The organism is Actinoplanes sp. OR16, from assembly GCF_004001265.1.
Taxonomy (GTDB): Bacteria; Actinomycetota; Actinomycetes; order Mycobacteriales; family Micromonosporaceae; genus Actinoplanes.
In genome coordinates this window covers 9,036,915-9,053,100 of the sequence record NZ_AP019371.1, presented here as the reverse complement: position 1 = coordinate 9,053,100, position 16,186 = coordinate 9,036,915, and the positions used below count along the sequence as shown (strand labels likewise).

8 protein-coding genes are annotated in these 16,186 nt (G+C 70.1%); 5 read left to right on the top strand and 3 right to left on the bottom strand.

All coding sequences use genetic code 11. From position 1 onward, the window contains the following. Nucleotides 1–107: 107 nt before the first annotated feature. Nucleotides 108–1,127, top strand: coding sequence for an aldo/keto reductase (locus tag EP757_RS41580; protein WP_127553819.1), 1,020 nt, complete (start codon nt 108–110; stop codon nt 1,125–1,127). Between the two features lie 50 nt (nt 1,128–1,177). Here EP757_RS41580 and EP757_RS41575 read toward each other — a convergent pair whose 3' ends face one another. Both EP757_RS41575 and EP757_RS41570 read right to left on the bottom strand, forming a co-directional pair. Beyond that, nucleotides 1,178–1,642: a SitI3 family protein gene (locus EP757_RS41575; protein ID WP_127553818.1), complete on the bottom strand. Its 465-nt coding sequence runs from the start codon at nt 1,640–1,642 to the stop codon at nt 1,178–1,180. 7 nt (nt 1,643–1,649) lie between these two features. Further along, entirely contained in the window at nt 1,650–2,870 is a 1,221-nt protein-coding gene (locus tag EP757_RS41570) for a hypothetical protein (protein WP_127553817.1), read from the bottom strand. A gap of 151 nt (nt 2,871–3,021) precedes the next feature. Here EP757_RS41570 and EP757_RS41565 point away from each other — a divergent pair, with 151 nt between their 5' ends. Together EP757_RS41565 and EP757_RS41560 are read left to right on the top strand one after the other, a co-directional pair. Then, nucleotides 3,022–3,342 (top strand): hypothetical protein, encoded by a 321-nt coding sequence (locus tag EP757_RS41565; protein ID WP_127553816.1) that lies wholly within the window; start codon nt 3,022–3,024, stop codon nt 3,340–3,342. 126 nt (nt 3,343–3,468) lie between these two features. Next, entirely contained in the window at nt 3,469–4,149 is a 681-nt protein-coding gene (locus EP757_RS41560) for a lysoplasmalogenase family protein (RefSeq protein WP_232050271.1), read from the top strand. Here the strand turns inward: EP757_RS41560 and EP757_RS41555 are convergent. Further along, nucleotides 4,133–14,755 (bottom strand): non-ribosomal peptide synthetase, encoded by a 10,623-nt coding sequence (locus tag EP757_RS41555; RefSeq protein WP_127553814.1) that lies wholly within the window; start codon nt 14,753–14,755, stop codon nt 4,133–4,135. The genes EP757_RS41560 and EP757_RS41555 overlap by 17 nt on opposite strands. A 203-nt stretch (nt 14,756–14,958) precedes the next feature. Between EP757_RS41555 and EP757_RS41550 the strand changes: the two genes are divergently transcribed. Continuing rightward, nucleotides 14,959–15,507 (top strand): hypothetical protein, encoded by a 549-nt coding sequence (locus tag EP757_RS41550; RefSeq protein WP_127553813.1) that lies wholly within the window; start codon nt 14,959–14,961, stop codon nt 15,505–15,507. A 2-nt stretch (nt 15,508–15,509) separates the two neighbouring features. Further along, entirely contained in the window at nt 15,510–16,175 is a 666-nt protein-coding gene (locus tag EP757_RS41545) for a PIG-L deacetylase family protein (RefSeq protein WP_232050766.1), read from the top strand. Nucleotides 16,176–16,186: the final 11 nt, after the last annotated feature.

Below are 16,186 nucleotides of genomic sequence, written 5' to 3'. Positions count from 1 at the left end.
TGTCGCCTCCGTCACGCCTCTTGGTAAACGGAACACGGTTCCGTATGTTGGTTAACGGAACGCGGTTCCGTTTGAACCAGCATGCCAGATCTTCAGGAGGAACGGTCATGCAGTACCGCACCTTGGGCCGCACCGGCGTACAGGTCAGCACGCTCGTGCTCGGCGCCATGAACTTCGGCAAGGTCGGCAACACCACGCAGGACGAGGTCACCGCGATCGTCGGCGCCGCACTGGACGCGGGCGTCAACCTGATCGACACGGCTGACATGTACAGCAGCGGTCAGTCCGAGGAGATGGTCGGCAAGGCGATCGCCGGCCGGCGCGACGACATCGTGCTCGCCACCAAGGCCACCCTGCCGATGGGCGACGACCCCAACCGCCGCGGCGGATCCCGGCGCTGGCTGGTCACCGCCCTCGACGACAGCCTGCGCCGCCTCGGCGTCGACCACGTCGACCTCTACCAGATCCACCGCTGGGATCCGGCCACCAGCGACGAGGAGACCCTCGCGGCGCTCACCGATCTCCAGCGTGCCGGCAAGATCCGTTACTTCGGATCGTCGACGTTCCCGGCGTACCGCGTGGTGCAGGCGCAGTGGGCGGCCCGGTCGTACCACCTGGGCCGTTATGTCACCGAACAACCGAGCTATTCGATCCTGCAGCGAGGCGTCGAAACCCACGTGCTGCCGGTGACCGAGGAGTACGGGATGGGCGTGCTCGCGTGGAGCCCGCTCGCATCAGGCTGGCTCTCCGGCGCCGTCCGCGCCGGCCGGGAGATCACCACCAGCCGCGCGTCGTTCCTGCCGCAGCGCTTCGACCTGTCCCTTCCGGTGAACCGCGCACGCCTGGACGCGGTGGAGCGGCTGGCGAAGGTCGCGGAGGAAGCGGGGCTGTCGATGATTCAGCTGGCGCTCGGATTCGTCACCGCCCATCCGGGGGTGACCAGTGCGATCATCGGTCCGCGGACTCTGGACCATTTGACGTCTCAGCTGGCCGCGGCGGACACGGTTCTGCCGGCGGAGGTGCTGGACGCCATCGATGGGATCGTGGCGCCGGGCGTGGATCTGGCGCCGGAGGAGAAGCTGGATACGCCGCCGTCGCTACTGGACGCGTCGTTGCGGCGGCGATGACGGTCTGCCGTGGGGCGGGACGCCGGGCCTGCCTCGCGGCTATCTCCGCCTCATAGATATGGCTGGGCCAGTCGCTGGATGTTCTGTCCGGAGATCAGAGCCGCGGTCTCGGCCCCGTCCAGCCATTCGTCCCACTCGTGGCTGACGGCGACCCCATCGTCGGTCAAGCGTTGGATGACGACCACTTCGCCGTTGAAAAGAAGCGCTCCATGCCGATCGAATCGGGTGAAGAACGCCAGAACGGCACTGATCATCCGGGCAGTATTGTGATCATGCGTTTCGGAGTCCGCCAGGTTGCTGAAACGGAAAACGATCGTGCTGCGATGCTTGAATCCGAACGCCCGTGAAGTGGAATCCGCTTCATCGTCGTCGACCTCGATGGCAAACACGGACATGCCGTCACGGGACGCCATGCCATCCTGGGTGATCTCGCTGCCGGTCGTCTCCGCGAAGAACGTGAGCAGGTCGCGAGCGCGCTCGTCGGCGTCACTCCGCAAGTCGTATTCGATCGCCATGGCTGGATCACTCCGCAAAGGGATAGAAGGGCTCGACCTTACCGTCCCGCACGACCAGGATCTCCTTCAGACCCGCCAGCGGCTTCCGCTTCAGCATGTCAGCGATGTCGTCCACAGATCGGGGCGTGTCATCCACGAACAGGATGAGACGGTCGGCTTGCCGCCTCACCTTGTTGCTGAATGTGGTGCGCATATTGTCGAGGTCATCCGTCTCCGGCGCGTAGCAGTCGAAGTACTCACCTTCGATCCTGTAGTCGGGCTCGGCCCGATTCGCTTTCGGAGGTGGATTCTGTTCCACGTCATATCCGTGCCGGCTAAGGATGTCAGCTGACTCGTTCTCACGCCGCAGTCCTCGATCCTTCTTCCTGGTCGGGTGCGTTTCCTTCGCTCTTCCTCGGGGGCGTCGGCCCGGGTCCGGCGGGAGAGACGGGACCGTTGAACCGGAACCACCCGGTACTTTGCCTGGTCCAGCACCCGCAGAGTCCATCTTGAAGCGACTCAGATACTCGCTCAACCGGTCGGTTCGGGGGATCAGGTCGCGCAGGCTGTCGAGCAGTCCCCGGATGAAGTGCCTGATCCGGTTGGCCCACTCGGCCACCAGGCTCGCCACCTGACCGGCCACCACCGGTGTCGCCAGCCCGAGCGTCAAACCCTCAGCCGCCAGCCACTGCGGCAGCCGCAGCGCCAGGGTCGCGACGAAATCGGCGATCAGGTCGCGCACTATCTCGCGGACCAGGGAGACCAGCAGCCCGGTACCCATGACCGCCGAAGCGATTCCGCCCGCCGCCACTGCGATGCCCTCCACCGTGGCGGCCTGTGAGGTGGCGTGGGTGCGGTAGGCATCGGCCGAGGCTCCGAACCAGTCCGCGGTGCCGGCGTCGACGCGGGCGAGGAGTGTCTCCCGCGCGGACCTCATGGACGCCGCCACGTTCTCCCAGGTCGCCGCGTGGGCTGCCACCTGGTCGGCGTCACCGGCCAGGTGGTCGAGGGCTTCGCGTAACGGTGCCACGTGTTCCATGAGCCAGCCGACGCCCCAGCTGGCGATGCCGCCCAGTGGGTCGAGGACCAGCGACAGTGCTTCGAGGGAGACGCCGGCGCCGCCGAGGGACGCGTCGATCCAGCTGCCGTTCTCGATACCGGACACCGTCTCCTGGATGTCCTCGATCAGGCCGAGTCCGGTGATGCCGGTCGTCGAGTCGACGGGCTGGGCGACCAGCGGGCTCGTCACACCGACCTCCAGGCTCGTGGATTGCTGCCTGGGTGTACCGGCTCGATGAGATCCCGGTTCAGGGCCGATCGTCAGGGATGAGGACGGCGCCCGGTTCAAGAGGCGGATCGGATCTGGATTGATCCACACGCCTCCGGGCACACTTGAAGACGTGAACTGGCTCGAATTCGCGCTCCTGCACGCCGAGGCCCCGCACACCGTCCGCGTCGACGGCACCGAGGTCGGGCCCTGCCTGGTCAACGAGCGGGTGATCTTCTGTCCGCCGGACACCGTCGCTGCGCCCGGCGCCCAGGTCACGCTGCCCGGCGGCCGTGCGGTCCGGGTCCGCGACGCGATCTTCATGGACTCGTGCGGCACGGGCCTGCCGGAGCATCTTCAGCTGGACATCGAGAGCGGCGGGCGGAACTCCGACGGCCACCGCTACTGCCAGGCGGGCCGCAGCACGGCCCGGCGCAACGACCGCAGCGCGTAGTGGGCAGGCCGAGCCGGCGCGCGTCACCCGGCGGCCGGAGAGGTTCACGACGCTCTCGTGAACCCGACGTTAATACCTGGTCGAAACGGTTGACTTGCTTCGGAAAGCGGCAGAAAAATGCGCGCCATGATGGGTAGCCTGCCGCTGAAACTGTTCACGGCGGCGGCCGCCGTAGAGGTGGCTGCCGCAACGACGGGCGTGCCCGAACTGCACTGGATCGCCCGTCCGCTGCTGGCCCCGCTGCTGATCTGGCACATCCGGCAGACACGGAGGAAGCCGGACGCCGTCGTCTACGGTCTCGGTCTCGCCACCCTCGGCGATCTGGCCCTGCTCATTCCGGACCGGGGCGGCCTGCTGACCGCCATGCTGTTCTTCTTCGGCACCCTGGTGAGCCTGACGCTCGCGTTCCTGAACCGGGCCAAGCCCCTTCCCGGCCCGTCGGCGATCTTCGCGTTGCTGGCGGTATCGGCGAATGCGCTGTTCGGCGACGAACTCGGTGCCCTCCACGTACCGGTGCTGCTCTACAGCCTCGCGCTGGCCGCGATGGCGGCGGCAGCGGCAGGGGTTTCGCCGATGATCGCAGCAGGTGGAGCGCTGTTCCTGGCCTCCGACGTACTGGTGTTCGTGAATGCGACGGGTGTCCATTTGCCCGTCATCGCCGCCGCCACGCATGCGGCGGCGCTGGCCCTGATCGCCATCGGCTGGACCCGGCTGGACAACGCCGACGAACCGGTCGGCGCGGGACGCGGCCGCGTCGGGCGACCGCTCCCGGCGGTGCAGCCGGCCGGCGTCACAGTGCCTCGTTGAGCAGGTGCAGCGGGGCGGCCCGGACGGCGGCGGCGTCGAGGGCGTCCCAGTAGGCGGCCGCGTGTTCCGCGCTGACCGGCCCGAGCACCTGCGGCAGCCCGGGCGTGGCCGCGAGCAGCAGCGACTCCAGCCGGCAGGACGCGATCGTGCCGGGCATCCCGAGCCGGACGTCGGGAAGCCCGGGCGCCACCTCGTACGCCGACGGCCCGCAGTCGAGCAGCCCGCCGCCGGTGATCAGAACATCGCCACGTTCGCGCATCCGGGCCAGCGCTCTCCCGGTGTCGAAGCAGTGCGGGAACGAGTCGTCGACCACGATCGTCCCGGGCCGTAGCCGATCGACATCGAGCGTCCCGGGCCCACCACTCGCGGCCGCGATGATGACATCCGCCCGGTAGACCGCATCCGGCGCAGCGGGAGTGCCGGCGGAGATCTCCACTGCGAGAGGGCGGGTGGCGGCGGTTGCCTGGATCGATGCGGCCAGGTCGGTCAGGCGGTCGGTGGCCGCCGGGAGATCGCAGAGGATCAGGGCGGCGGGGCCTTCCGGGGCACGGTCGATCAGCAGCCGCAGGGAAGAGCTGCCGATCGAACCGGCGCCCAGGATCGCCACCGTGCTGCCGGCGAGACTCCGGCCCTGTGCCGCCAGGGCGGCCAGCGTCGTGCGCACCACCGAAGCAGCCGTCACCGCATGACCGGTAGTGACCAGCGCGGTCGAACGGATGCGAGCGACGACGGCCTCGCCGTAGCCGGTGTGCGCCGGGATCATGCCGGCGAGCGAGACGGTACGGGCACCGTGCTGCGCGGCGATGTCCACCGCGGCGGCGGCTTCCGCGGCGAGACCGTTGTCGCCCAGCTCGTCGGCGAATCTCGGCAAGCACACGAATCCCGATCGGCCGAGTGGTGTGGTGACCGATTCGAGCAGCCGTGCCCGTCCGTCCGGGAACAGGGCAGCCCTGATCGACTCGCGGTCCAGGACCGGCAGCGCCGCCCGTACCGCATCCGGAATCATCCCCGTGATCTGCGCCGGCGCCGGGAGGTAGCCGATCAGCGCCGCATCGAGTGCCGCAGGCTGTTCCAGATCGGACCGGAGCTCGACGGCCAGTCGTCGTAGCGTCTCCGCGGACGTGCGTCCCCGCAGGGTGAGCCGCAGTCCGCCGTCGACCGGCCGGGTGGCGAGCATGACCTCGGTGCCGGGCGGCACGACCAGTTCAGATCCGGTGTCGTCCCAGGTCAGGCCGAGGGTCTCACCGTGCAGCGGGCCGAGCGCGTCGAAGTCGAGGTGAGTGAGGAAGAACCGCCACCCGTGCGGCGCGACGAACGACCGAGTCCGTGCCTCAGCCAAAGCCGCTGCCATGTCGTTTTCGGTCGTCGTGGCCGGATTCACCGCCACCGCCGTCGCACACGGGCCGAAGATCCGGGGCAGGTCCGGGAGGGAGTGGTCACGACCGGTCACCGCGACGCCGATCACCGGTGCCGGCTCGCCGAGGATCCGGGTCAGGGCACGACGGTACGCGGTGAGGACCGCCGGGAACGGCACCCGGCCCGTCACCGTGACGGCGGCGGACTCGACGGCGCCGGTGCCGAGCAGGACGCCCTCGACCACCTCCGGCGTCAGGCCGTCGACCAGTCGCGCGTAGTCCCGGAAACTCGACCGCAACGGCGGGAGCGTGCGCCCGTCGTAGATCGCGAAGAGCTCCCTGACCAGCAGATGCACGCTGTAGCCGTCGCCGATCAGGTGGTGCGCATGCATGATCAGCACGTGGTCGAGAGGTGTGGTCCGGAGCAGCCGGAGGCGCAGCAGCGGCCAGCTCGCGGGGTCGAAGCGGTGGGCGCGCTCGTCGGCGAGTTCGTCGGCGAGCGGCCTCGGGTGCGATTCGTAGGTGACCGTCAGTCGACCCGGGTCGGCGAGTTCGCGCTGGGTCGGCGGGCGGGCAGCAGGGTCGAACACGGTGCGTAACATCGGATGCCGCCCGACGAGGACGTCCACGGCCTGCTGGAAACGGTCGAGGTCGACGGGGCCGTGCAGGCGTGGGGCTGCCAGCCAGGTCGACGGGGCGCCTACGGCATCGGCCAGCAGGTAGCCCCGCTGGCTCGGGGTGAGCGGGAACGTGCGGGCTTCCGGCGTACCCGAATCGTGGTCTTCATCGGACAGGACGCCGGCGTCGATGGCTGCTGCGAGAGCGGCCAATGTCCGGTTCTGGTAGATCACCGTGGGGCGGGGGAGGACCGGGAACGAGCCCTCCAGCGTGGCGAACATGTCGAGGACGCTGATCGAGTCGCCGCCGAGCGCGAAGTAGTCGTCGTCACGGCCGATCCGGCTGATGGAGAGCTGTTCGGACCAGACCTTCGCCAGGAGCTGTTCAGTGTCGGACAGGACGGTCCGGTCGACCTTGCCAGTGGGGGTGAGCGGCAGGGCGGCGACCGTCTCGAAACGGGCCGGGACCAGGTAACCCGGCAGCCATTCCTCGGCGAACGACCGGAGTTCGCTTTCGGTCGGGACCTCGTCGTCGTGGCGGGGCTGGATCCGGGCTACGAGGCGGCCGGAGTCGACGCGCACCGTCGCACCGTCGATCCCCGGATGCCGTCGCAGGACTGCCTCCACCTCGCCCGGCTCGATCCGGTAGCCGTGAAGTTTTACCTGGTCGTCGACCCGTCCCCGGAACCAGAGCAGTCCGTCGGCATCCTGCGTGACCCGGTCGCCACTGCGATACCAGCGCCGGCCGTCCCGCTCCACGAACGCGGCGGCTGTCTGTTCCGGATCATCGAGGTATCCCTCGGACAGCCCGATCCCGCCGATCGTCAGCTCGCCGATCTCACCTGGCCCGCACCGCCGTCCGCCGGAATCGATCACCTCGACGACGGTCCCGCCGACCGGCCGCCCGATCGGCAGCCGCAGCACGTCGTCCGCCGGCCGCTTGCTGATCACGTGGAAGGTGGCATTGATGGTGGTCTCGGTCGGACCGTAGAGGTTGGTGATCCGCTGACCGTTTCCGAACAGGTCGAACCAGCGGCGGACGTGCTCCGGCGACAGCTCTTCCCCGCCTACGTGGACCCAGCGGAGGGCCGTGAGGTCCGGTGGTGACGGCCGTTTCCCGGCGGCTCGGAGGACTCGCTCCCACAGTGTCGGCACCGAACTCCACACGGTGATCCGATCCTGCTCGATCCGGTCGAGCAGGCGGTCCGGATCGCGGAGAACGTCATGATTCCAGGCGACGACGGTGGCGCCCACCAGCAGTGGGGCGAGGAGTTGCCGCACCGACGCGTCGAAGCAGATCGAGGCGGTCTGAGCGAGGCGGTCGCCGGGGTGGTAGCCGAACTCGGCGATCGCCCAGTCCAGGTAGTTCGTCATCGCCCGGTGACTGATGGGCACGCCTTTGGGGCGGCCGGTCGACCCCGAAGTGAAGATGGCATAGGCGACGTCGCCGGCGCCGGCGGTGATCGGCGGGGGAGTGCCGAGTGGGGCTGTTCGCGTGTTGACGAGCGTGAGCCGGTTCGCGCTGGTCAGAGTGTGAGCGGCTTCGTGCGTGGAATCGTCGCAGACCAGGGCGCCGGCGCCGGCCCGGCGCAGGTGATCGGCGAGCCTGGCCGGCGGGTGGCTCACGTCGAGAGGGACCCATGCGGCGCCCGCTTTGAGGATGCCGAGAAGTCCGATGACGGTCTCTGCTCCGCGACCCGTCATGAGGCCGATCCGCCGGGTGCCGGTCGCGGCGAGTCGGGCCGCCACCCGGTCCGATGCCAGGTCGAGGTCGAGATAGGAGAGCGGTTCGCCGTCGGTGAGCACGGCCGTGGCCGCCGGGGTCTGCCGGCACTGGGCGCGGATCCGCTCGATGACCGGAACCGATATTCCGTCCACCGCCTCCGCTCGCGCTGCCGACTCGGTCAGGGCTGCCGGTTCGGTCAGGGCAGTCAGCTCGGTCAGGTGTTCGGCGGCCCAGCGGGTCACCGTCTCCGGTGTCAGCGAGGCGGCCGGGTGGTTCCAGGAGAAGTGCAGTGTGCCGTGGGCCTCGAAGCAGACCAGGCCCAGGCGGGTGGCGGCCGACGCGGTGCCCGCGAACGTCTCCACTACCTGATCTGCTTCGGTCACCCCGGCCGACGGGAAGCGTGCGAAGCTGAAACTGGCCGGGCTTGCCGTGCGAGGACCGTTCCCGTTCATCGTCAGCAGGCGTGCCAGGTCCACGGTCGACACCGAGCCGTGCTGCTCGCTGATCAGCCACTCGTCCCGGAGCCGGGCCGCGAGCGCCGTCACCGGCTCGTCCGGGTCGACCGTCGCCAGCACCGGGAGCGTGTCGGCGAACGGGCCCACGATCCGATCGATTCCGGGCAGGCGGGCGTCACGGCCGGCTCGGGCGACGAGTACCGGAACCGTGGACTGGCCGGCCCACCGCGACAGGCACCGCACGTAGCCCGCCAGCAGCAGATGGAACAGCGACACCCCGGCATCCCGGGCCACGAGCTCGAGTCGCGCGGCCGTGTCCGGCCCGGCCGAGACCTGGTGCACGGCGTAGGGCGGCCGCGGTTCCGCCGGGCCGTCGAACGGCAGCGCCAGTGGCGGATACCCGGCGAGCGCCTGTCGCCAATGGTCGATGTCGGACGGCTTCGCGCCCGTACGAGATCTCTCGTGATCCTCGAAGGTCGCCGCGGGAGACGGAGCCGGCGCCGTGCCCGCGTAGAGGGACCACAGGTCGTCGCCGAGGATGGCGAGGCTGAAGCCGTCGGCGGCCGCGTGATGAGCTACGACGATCAGGTGTGACCGATCCTGACCAGTCGTAGCCAGAACCGCGCGGATGGGGGACTCCCGCTCCAGATCGAAGGTCCGGTTCCGCAGCTCGGCATCGAGCACCTCGATCGGCCGGTCCAGCTCCTGGACGGTGAACCACGGGGCAGAATCGGTCGTGGTGAAGCGCTGGCCGTCCGCGGTGATCCGGGCGCGCAGCATCGGGTGGCGCTGCTCCAGGGCGGTGAAGGCGGTCCGGAGCCGGGTCGGGTCGAGGGGGGCGGTCACGGTCTGGCGGACGTACGCGTAGGCCGGCACCTCGGGATAGAGCCGCCCGGACGTGTGGAAGGCGCGCTGCACCGGACTGAGCGGGACGAGTCCAGTGCCGTGGTGGGCGGCCTCGGCCGGCTCACCGTGGACTTCGGCGGCGGTGGTCGCGGCTAGGTGGCGGGCCAGCTCGCCGATGGTGCGGTGCTCGAAGAAGAGCGTGGTCGACAGCGGGCGGCCCAGGGTGGTTTCGAGTTCCTTGACCAGGTCCACAGCGGTCAGGGAATCCAGGCCCAGCGTCAGGAACGGTTCGTCGAGGCCGATCGTCGCTGCATCGCGGTCGAGGGGGGTGGCGAGGAGTTCCCGAACGAGTCCGGCCAGCTCATCTGCGTCACGACGATCCGTCTCGGGCGACATATACGAAATATCGGATTTGAGGGGAGTGTCGGGTGTCGAGCTCGGGCGAGAAATCTTGGAGCCGGGTGTCACCAAAACCTGGGCCGCGTTCAGGGCTACGGCGGCTCGGAGCAGGTCGGGCACCTCGGTGACGGGGAGTTGAGCGCTCGGCAGGTCCGCTGCCAGGCCGCTGCCGGTCAGGGGCGGGAGGTTGACGGACACGAAGGGGTGGCCTGCGCTGCGCCGGGCGGTCGCGAAGGAGTCGAGGAAAGCGTTCGCCGCCGCGTAGTCGCCGATCGCCCCGGCCAGGCCCGGAATCACCGAGGACACCGAGGACAGCGCTATGAACAGGGGGCGGTGGTCGGCCACGGCTGCTGCCAGCAGACGGGTGCCGTCCACCTTGGCCGACAGGACCTCGGCGATCTCGGTGGCTGTTTTTGATCGCAGGCTGCCGGGGCGCACCACGCCTGCCGCGTGGATGACCACGTCGAAGGTGCGGCCGGCGGTCAGGGCGGCCACGTCGCTTTCCGAGGCTATGTCGGCTATCCGGTATTCGGCGTCGGCTCCGAGCTTCCGGAGTTCGGACAGCAGCGGCTCCGGTTCCTTCGAACGACCTGTCAGCAGCAGCGATGGCCTTCCGCGGCGGGCGAGGTCGCGGGCGATGGTGCTACCTACGGCACCGGCCCCACCCACGATGAGATAGCTGCCATCGGCAGGCAGATGAGCAGTAGCGGTCGAGGGCCCGAGCCCAGGCCCGGGCCCAGGCGCGAGCCCGCGCTCGGGCTCGGGCTGGCGTTCGGGCTCGGGCTGGCGTTCGGGCTCGGGTTCGCGTTCGGGTTCGCGTTCGGGCTCGGGTTCGCGGTCGGACTCGGGTTCGGTGAAGGTTCGGTGCAGGCGCCGGCCTGCTCGCCAGGCGACCATCGAGGCTGGTCCCGGTGCGGGCGGAGCTTGGCATTCCTGCTCTATCGCGGCTTGCCGGGACTCCTCGGAGTCGGTCGTGGAGAGGTCGACGATGCGCACGCCCAGCTGGGGGTTCTCGTCGGCCCAGGCCATGGCGAGGCCTATGTGGATCGCGTGGGTGGGATCGGGCGTCTCCGCGGTGGTGCCGGTTTGCAGGGCATTGTCCGTGATGACAAGGAGATGACCGTGGGTCGGGGCTGTCATCGCGGTGAAAGGTGCCCGCATTATCGACAAATCACCCGTGGGATCAGAAGCGGTCAGCGGGGACGGGGACCAGGTCGGCGTCGCCAGGGTTGCCGGTGGGGAGATCCAGTGGCGGCGGCGCTGGAACGGGTAGGTCGGCAGCGGTACCCGGCGGGTGCCTTCGTCCAGCCGGGAACGATCCAGGGTTGCGCCTCGTTCCCAGAGCTCACCTACGGTTTCCAGCATCGCGCGGGCCGTCCACCCGGCGGCGATCACCGAGCCGGAGGTGGCGACCCCTGCGCCGGAGGTGGCGACCACCGTGTCAGAGGCTGCCGTCAGGTCGACGAACGTGTCGAAACCCTGCGCACGCAACTGCTCGATGGCAACGGCCGGCGACTCGGCTTCGGCGCGAATCCCGTAGGCCTTGAGCTGGGCTGACTTCGCCGCTGCCACTGCGGAGACCACCGCGCTGCGGACCTCGGGGCGGGACAGGTCCGCCGCCGGCACGTCCGGGTCGGTGCACCAATCACGGAGAGTGCGGCCCGCAATCGGACCGGTGGCGGCGGAGATCTTGTCGAGGGTGGTTCGTAAAGCGGGCGCTGACTCGTACAGGGGAAGGCTCTGACCAGGCAGAACGGTGACCGGATCGCCGGAGAGGAAGGCGATGCGGGGTGCGCGGCCCGGTCGCGGCCTCACCCTCGCCGCGGCGAGACGGGCTGGGAGGTCGCTTCCGGAGATCAGAGCGAGACGGTACGGCTGATCGTCGCGCGAAGTAGAGGCCGTCGCGCAGACGTCGCGTCCGGGCAGGCCGGGATGGCGGCGCAGGTGCTCGGCCAGGTCGGTGGCGGCCGTCAGCAGAGCCTGAGGAGAAGCCGCCGAGAGAGTCAGCAGGTGGGGGCCGACGTCTGATCCGTATCGGTCAGGTGCGGTCTGCGGGGGCGCGGCCAGGACGGCGTGGGCGTTGGTGCCGCCGAAACCGAAGCTGTTCACCGCTGCCAGGGGGCCGGTCCAGGGGCGGCGTTCGGTGAGGAACTCGAAGCCCGCCGCCTTCAGGTCGAAGCGGCGCGACGGGGTGTGGTGGTGCAGGGACGGTGGGAGTTCGCCGTGCTGGAACGCCAGGATCACCTTGACCAGCGCCGGCATCGCCGCGGCGTTGAGAAGGTGACCGATATTGGTCTTCACCGAGCCGAGCAGGCGCGGTTCGCCGCCGGGCCGGGGAGGGAAGGCGTGAGCCAGGGAACGGGCTTCGATCGGGTCGCCCACCGGAGTGCCGGTGCCGTGTGCCTCGATGTACGTGACGTCGTCCGGGTCGATGCCCATCCGCTGGTAGGGCTCGGTGATCACCTCCCGCTGGCGTAGCGGGTTCGGGGCCATCAGGCTGAGCGAGCGGCCGTCGTTGTTCACTGCTGTGCCCTTGATCAGGGCGAGCACCCGGTCGTCGGCGGCGGGGTGGCGGGTCAGGACCAGCACGGCGCCGCCTTCGCCGGGGACGAAGCCGTCGGCGTCGTCGGCGAACGCTCGGCAGCGGCCGGTCGGGGAGAGGGCCTGGACGCCGGTGAGAAGATCGTGTCCGGTACTGGTCAGGTTGAGGTTCACGCCGCCGACCAGCGCCATGTCGCAGTCGCCGGCTGCCAGGCTGAGTCGTGCGGTGTGCAGGGCCACCAGCGCGGAGGAGCAGGCGGTGTCGATCGCCAGTGCCGGGCCGCGCAGGTCCAGCAGGTGGGCGACGCGGGCCGCGGTGAGGTTGCGGAGCGTGCCGGTCAAGGCGTGCGGGTCGTCGAGGCCGGCGTCGCGGATGAGTTCGGGGTAGCCGGATTCGCCCACCGCCGCGAAGACGCCGATCCGGTGCTGGTGGCGGCGCGGGCCCGCGTAGCCGGCTCGTTCCAGGGCTTCGTGCGCCAGTTCCAGGAAGATCCGGGCGTGCGGGTCGAGGTGACGAGCTTCGGTATCTCGGATTGCGAAGTACTCCGCATCGAACAGTTCCCGGCCGTCCAGGAACGCACCGCCGTCGGTGACCTCGTCCCGTCCGTTGAGCAGGTTGTCCCAGAACTGCTCGGGAGTGTCGGCCCCGGGGAAACGGCAGGCCATGCCGATGACCGCCAGATCGCCGGTGCTGTCGTCGGCTCGCGGGCGAGAGGTCGGGGTGACCGCCGGGGAGAGGAGGCGGTCGGCCAGTGCGGGGATCGTCGCGCCGTCGCGGAGGAGGGCGGGGTCGAGGGTGCGGCCGAGGGCGTCTTCGAGATCGGCGAGGACTTCCATGGCTGCCAGGGAGGAGCCGCCGATCGCGAGGAAGCGGTCGTGGGGGCCGATCGTCGTGGGTTCGACCTGGAGGACTCGTGCCCAGATCGTGCGGACCAGGTCTTCCATCGCCGACCGCGATCCAAGATCCGGACTTGAGGGACCGCGATGACCCGCGGCCGGGTCCGAGAGGGCGCGATGACCGGCGGCCGGGTCCGAGGGGGCGCGATGACCGGCGGCCGGGTCCGAGAGGGCGCGATGATCCACGGCCGGGTCCGAGAGGGCGCGATGATCCGCGGCTTGATCCGCGAGGGTGGCCAGGAGGCGGTCTCTCAGCAGGTGGCGGCGCAGCTTGCCGCTCGTGGTGCGGGTGAAGGCGCCTCGGGGCACCACCTCGACACGGACGTTGTCGTAGGCCAGCGCTTCGGCCACGCGCCTCCGGACCCGCTCGGTCACCGCGGGATCGGCGCGGACCGCCGGCGTCGAGAGGAAGACGGCGACGACTTCGCGGCCGGACGCCGGATCGCCGGCGCCCACCACCGCCACCGGGCCGTCGAGCAGACCCGCAACCACCTCCTCCAGGTCGGCGGCGTGAAAGTTGCGGCCGTTCACGAAGAGGACGTCTTTTTCCCGACCGGTGACCACAAGCCGCCCATGACGGATAAATCCGATATCTCCGGTCGGTAGCCACGACGACACCCGCCCCCCACGGTGATATCCGCGAGTCACATTCGGCCCACTGACCTCGATCTGCCCCACCAATCCGTCTTCCAGAACCGCCCCCGCCTCGACGATCCGAACGGAGCAGCCGGGAACGGGATACCCGACGTCCATGAACTCGACCGCCGAACCGGGAGAGGCGGCATCGACGGCCACCCCACGCGACAGAGCGGCCCTGCTCACCGAGACCGGCGCCGCGACCTCCCCCATCGGCGGGAAGGCGACCGCCACCGTCGCTTCGGCGAGTCCGTACACCGGGGCGAGCGCCGACGCCGGCAGCCCGGTCCGGGACATCCGGCCGGCGAAGGCCCGCCACACCGCGGGGGAGATCGGCTCGGCGCCGACCATCACGAGCCGCACGCTGCTGAGGTCGAGCCCGTCGAGCATCGCGTCCGGTACCCGGCGCAGGACCAGGGCCAGGGCGAAGTTCGCCGCGGACAGGATGGTGGCGCGGTGGGCCGCGGCGACTTCGAGCCACACCCACGGGCGTTTCGCGAAGGTGAGCGGGCTGATCCGGACCTGGCGGCACCGGAGGTGCACCGGGGTGAGGTGGGTGCCGATCAGGCCCATGTCGTGGAAGTACGGCATCCAGGTCACGACCACGTCGGAGGAGTCCGCGCCGGTGGCGGCGGCGGCCTGTTCGAGGTTGGCGACCACGTTGCGGTGGGTGAGTTCGACGCCCTTCGGGATGCCGGTGCTGCCCGACGAGAACTGCAGGAACGCCAGGTCGTCGGGGCCGGCCCGGTGCGGCTCGGGCAGGGGCGCCGCCGCGCGCAGTGACGTCAGCGGCAGGTGCCGGGCGCCGGGCAGCACGTCGTCGCCGGCCAGCGGCGGCGAGGAGAGGTGACGCCAGACGGCGGCCAGGCGGTCCGGTTCCGCGGGCAGGGGTACGGGCACCAGCCCCGCCACCACGGCGCCCCAGAACAGCGGCAGGAACTCGGTGCTGTCCGATGCCACCACCAGCACCGGGTCGCCGGGGGCCAGACCTGCCGCACGCAGTCCACCGGCCACCAGCAGCGCGTCCGACCAGAGGTCCGCGTAGGTGACCAGGCGCTCCTCCTCGCCGGCGTGCACGATCCCCTGGCCGGGGGCCTCCGCGGCGGCGCGGGCGAGGACATCGGTGAGCGTCATGGCCGGAGACGTTACCGAAGATCATCAAGGGTTCCCGAAGGCGAACCGGAGACGGAATCGCGTATTTCGCTGCAAGAGCGGGCGAAGTCGGCACACCCTTACAGAAAGACCGTGCAACCCGCCCGCTACTCAGTCGGGGCCCGGGGAGGCCGATGGGTACGACGCGCCACCCGGCGTGTCCGGAAGACCTGCGGAGGTAACCCATGAGTCTCGTGCCCCAGTCACTGCGGCGGCGCCGTGCGCTGCTGGCAGCGTCCGGAGCCGCGCTGGTCGCGGCGATCGCGACGGTACTCGTGCTGAACTCCACGCCCGCCGCCGCGACGTGGCAGACCTTCTCCGGCACGCCGACCTGCGACTGCGTCGTGCAGGACAGCAAGACGAACACGTACCGTGCGGTCTTCGGCTACGTCAGTTCGGCGAGCAAGACCGGCAAGATCGACGCCGGCGACAACAACAAGGTCGTGCTGAGCGGCACCAGCAAGAGCACCGACGCGAAGGTGACCACGCGCTTCGAGCCGGGCACCCACAAGGCGTCGTTCGCGACCGGCTGGATCTCCAAGGACACCCAGGCCACCTGGAAGGTCGGCGGCAAGAACGTCACGGCGCACTGGAACAAGCCGACCTGCGGCCGCGACGTGAGCCTGCCGGCCGGCGGCAACGGCTCCGGCCCGCTGCTGGCGCTGCTGATCGCCGCTCTGGTGGGCGGTGGCATCTTCTTCTGGCGCAAGCGTCGTACGGTGACCCAGCCGTGACGATGCGCAGCGTCCTGGCCATCGGCGCGCACCCCGACGACATCGAGCTCGGCTGCGGCGGCACCCTCGCCGCTCATCGGGCAGCCGGCGACCGGGTCACCATGCTCGTGATGACCGGCGGGCAGAACGGACCCGGAGAGGTCGGCGGACGCCGGGCCGAGGCCGAGGCGGCCGCCCGCAACCTGGACTGCGGCCTGATCTGGGGCGGTCTCGTGGACTGCGCCGTCGCCCCGGACGCCGCCACCGTGGCCGTCATCGAGCAGGCGATCCGGCAGGTGGAGGCGGACGTCGTCTACGTGCACGCGCCGGACGACTCGCACCAGGACCACCGGGCGGTCGCGGCGGCGACGATCTCGGCGGCCCGGCACAGCCGGCGGATCCTGCACTACCGCAGCCCGTCGACGACCCGGTTCGAGCCGACCGTCTACGTGGACATCTCGGCGCACCTGGACCGCAAGATCGACGCGCTGGCGTGTCACAGCAGCCAGGTCGAGGCGTCGGCGATGGTCGACCCGGAGGTGGTGGCGGCCTCGGCGCGGCACTTCGGCGCGCAGGCCCGGGTGCGGTTCGCGGAGGCGTTCATGCCGGCCCGCTTCGTGTGGGATCTGGCGCCGCCCATCGCCCTGCCCCATCAGTCCTCCTCGCTTGCTGAGATGGTCGCCGCGTGACCGGTGGCGTG

Coding starts and splice junctions, on each gene's coding strand:
- EP757_RS41580 (WP_127553819.1), top strand. CDS start 108: ATGCAGTACCGCACCTTGGGCCGCACCGGCGTACAGGTCAGCACGCTC.
- EP757_RS41575 (WP_127553818.1), bottom strand. CDS start 1,642: ATGGCGATCGAATACGACTTGCGGAGTGACGCCGACGAGCGCGCTCGC.
- EP757_RS41560 (WP_232050271.1), top strand. CDS start 3,469: ATGATGGGTAGCCTGCCGCTGAAACTGTTCACGGCGGCGGCCGCCGTA.
- EP757_RS41555 (WP_127553814.1), bottom strand. CDS start 14,755: ATGACGCTCACCGATGTCCTCGCCCGCGCCGCCGCGGAGGCCCCCGGC.
- EP757_RS41550 (WP_127553813.1), top strand. CDS start 14,959: ATGAGTCTCGTGCCCCAGTCACTGCGGCGGCGCCGTGCGCTGCTGGCA.
- EP757_RS41545 (WP_232050766.1), top strand. CDS start 15,510: ATGCGCAGCGTCCTGGCCATCGGCGCGCACCCCGACGACATCGAGCTC.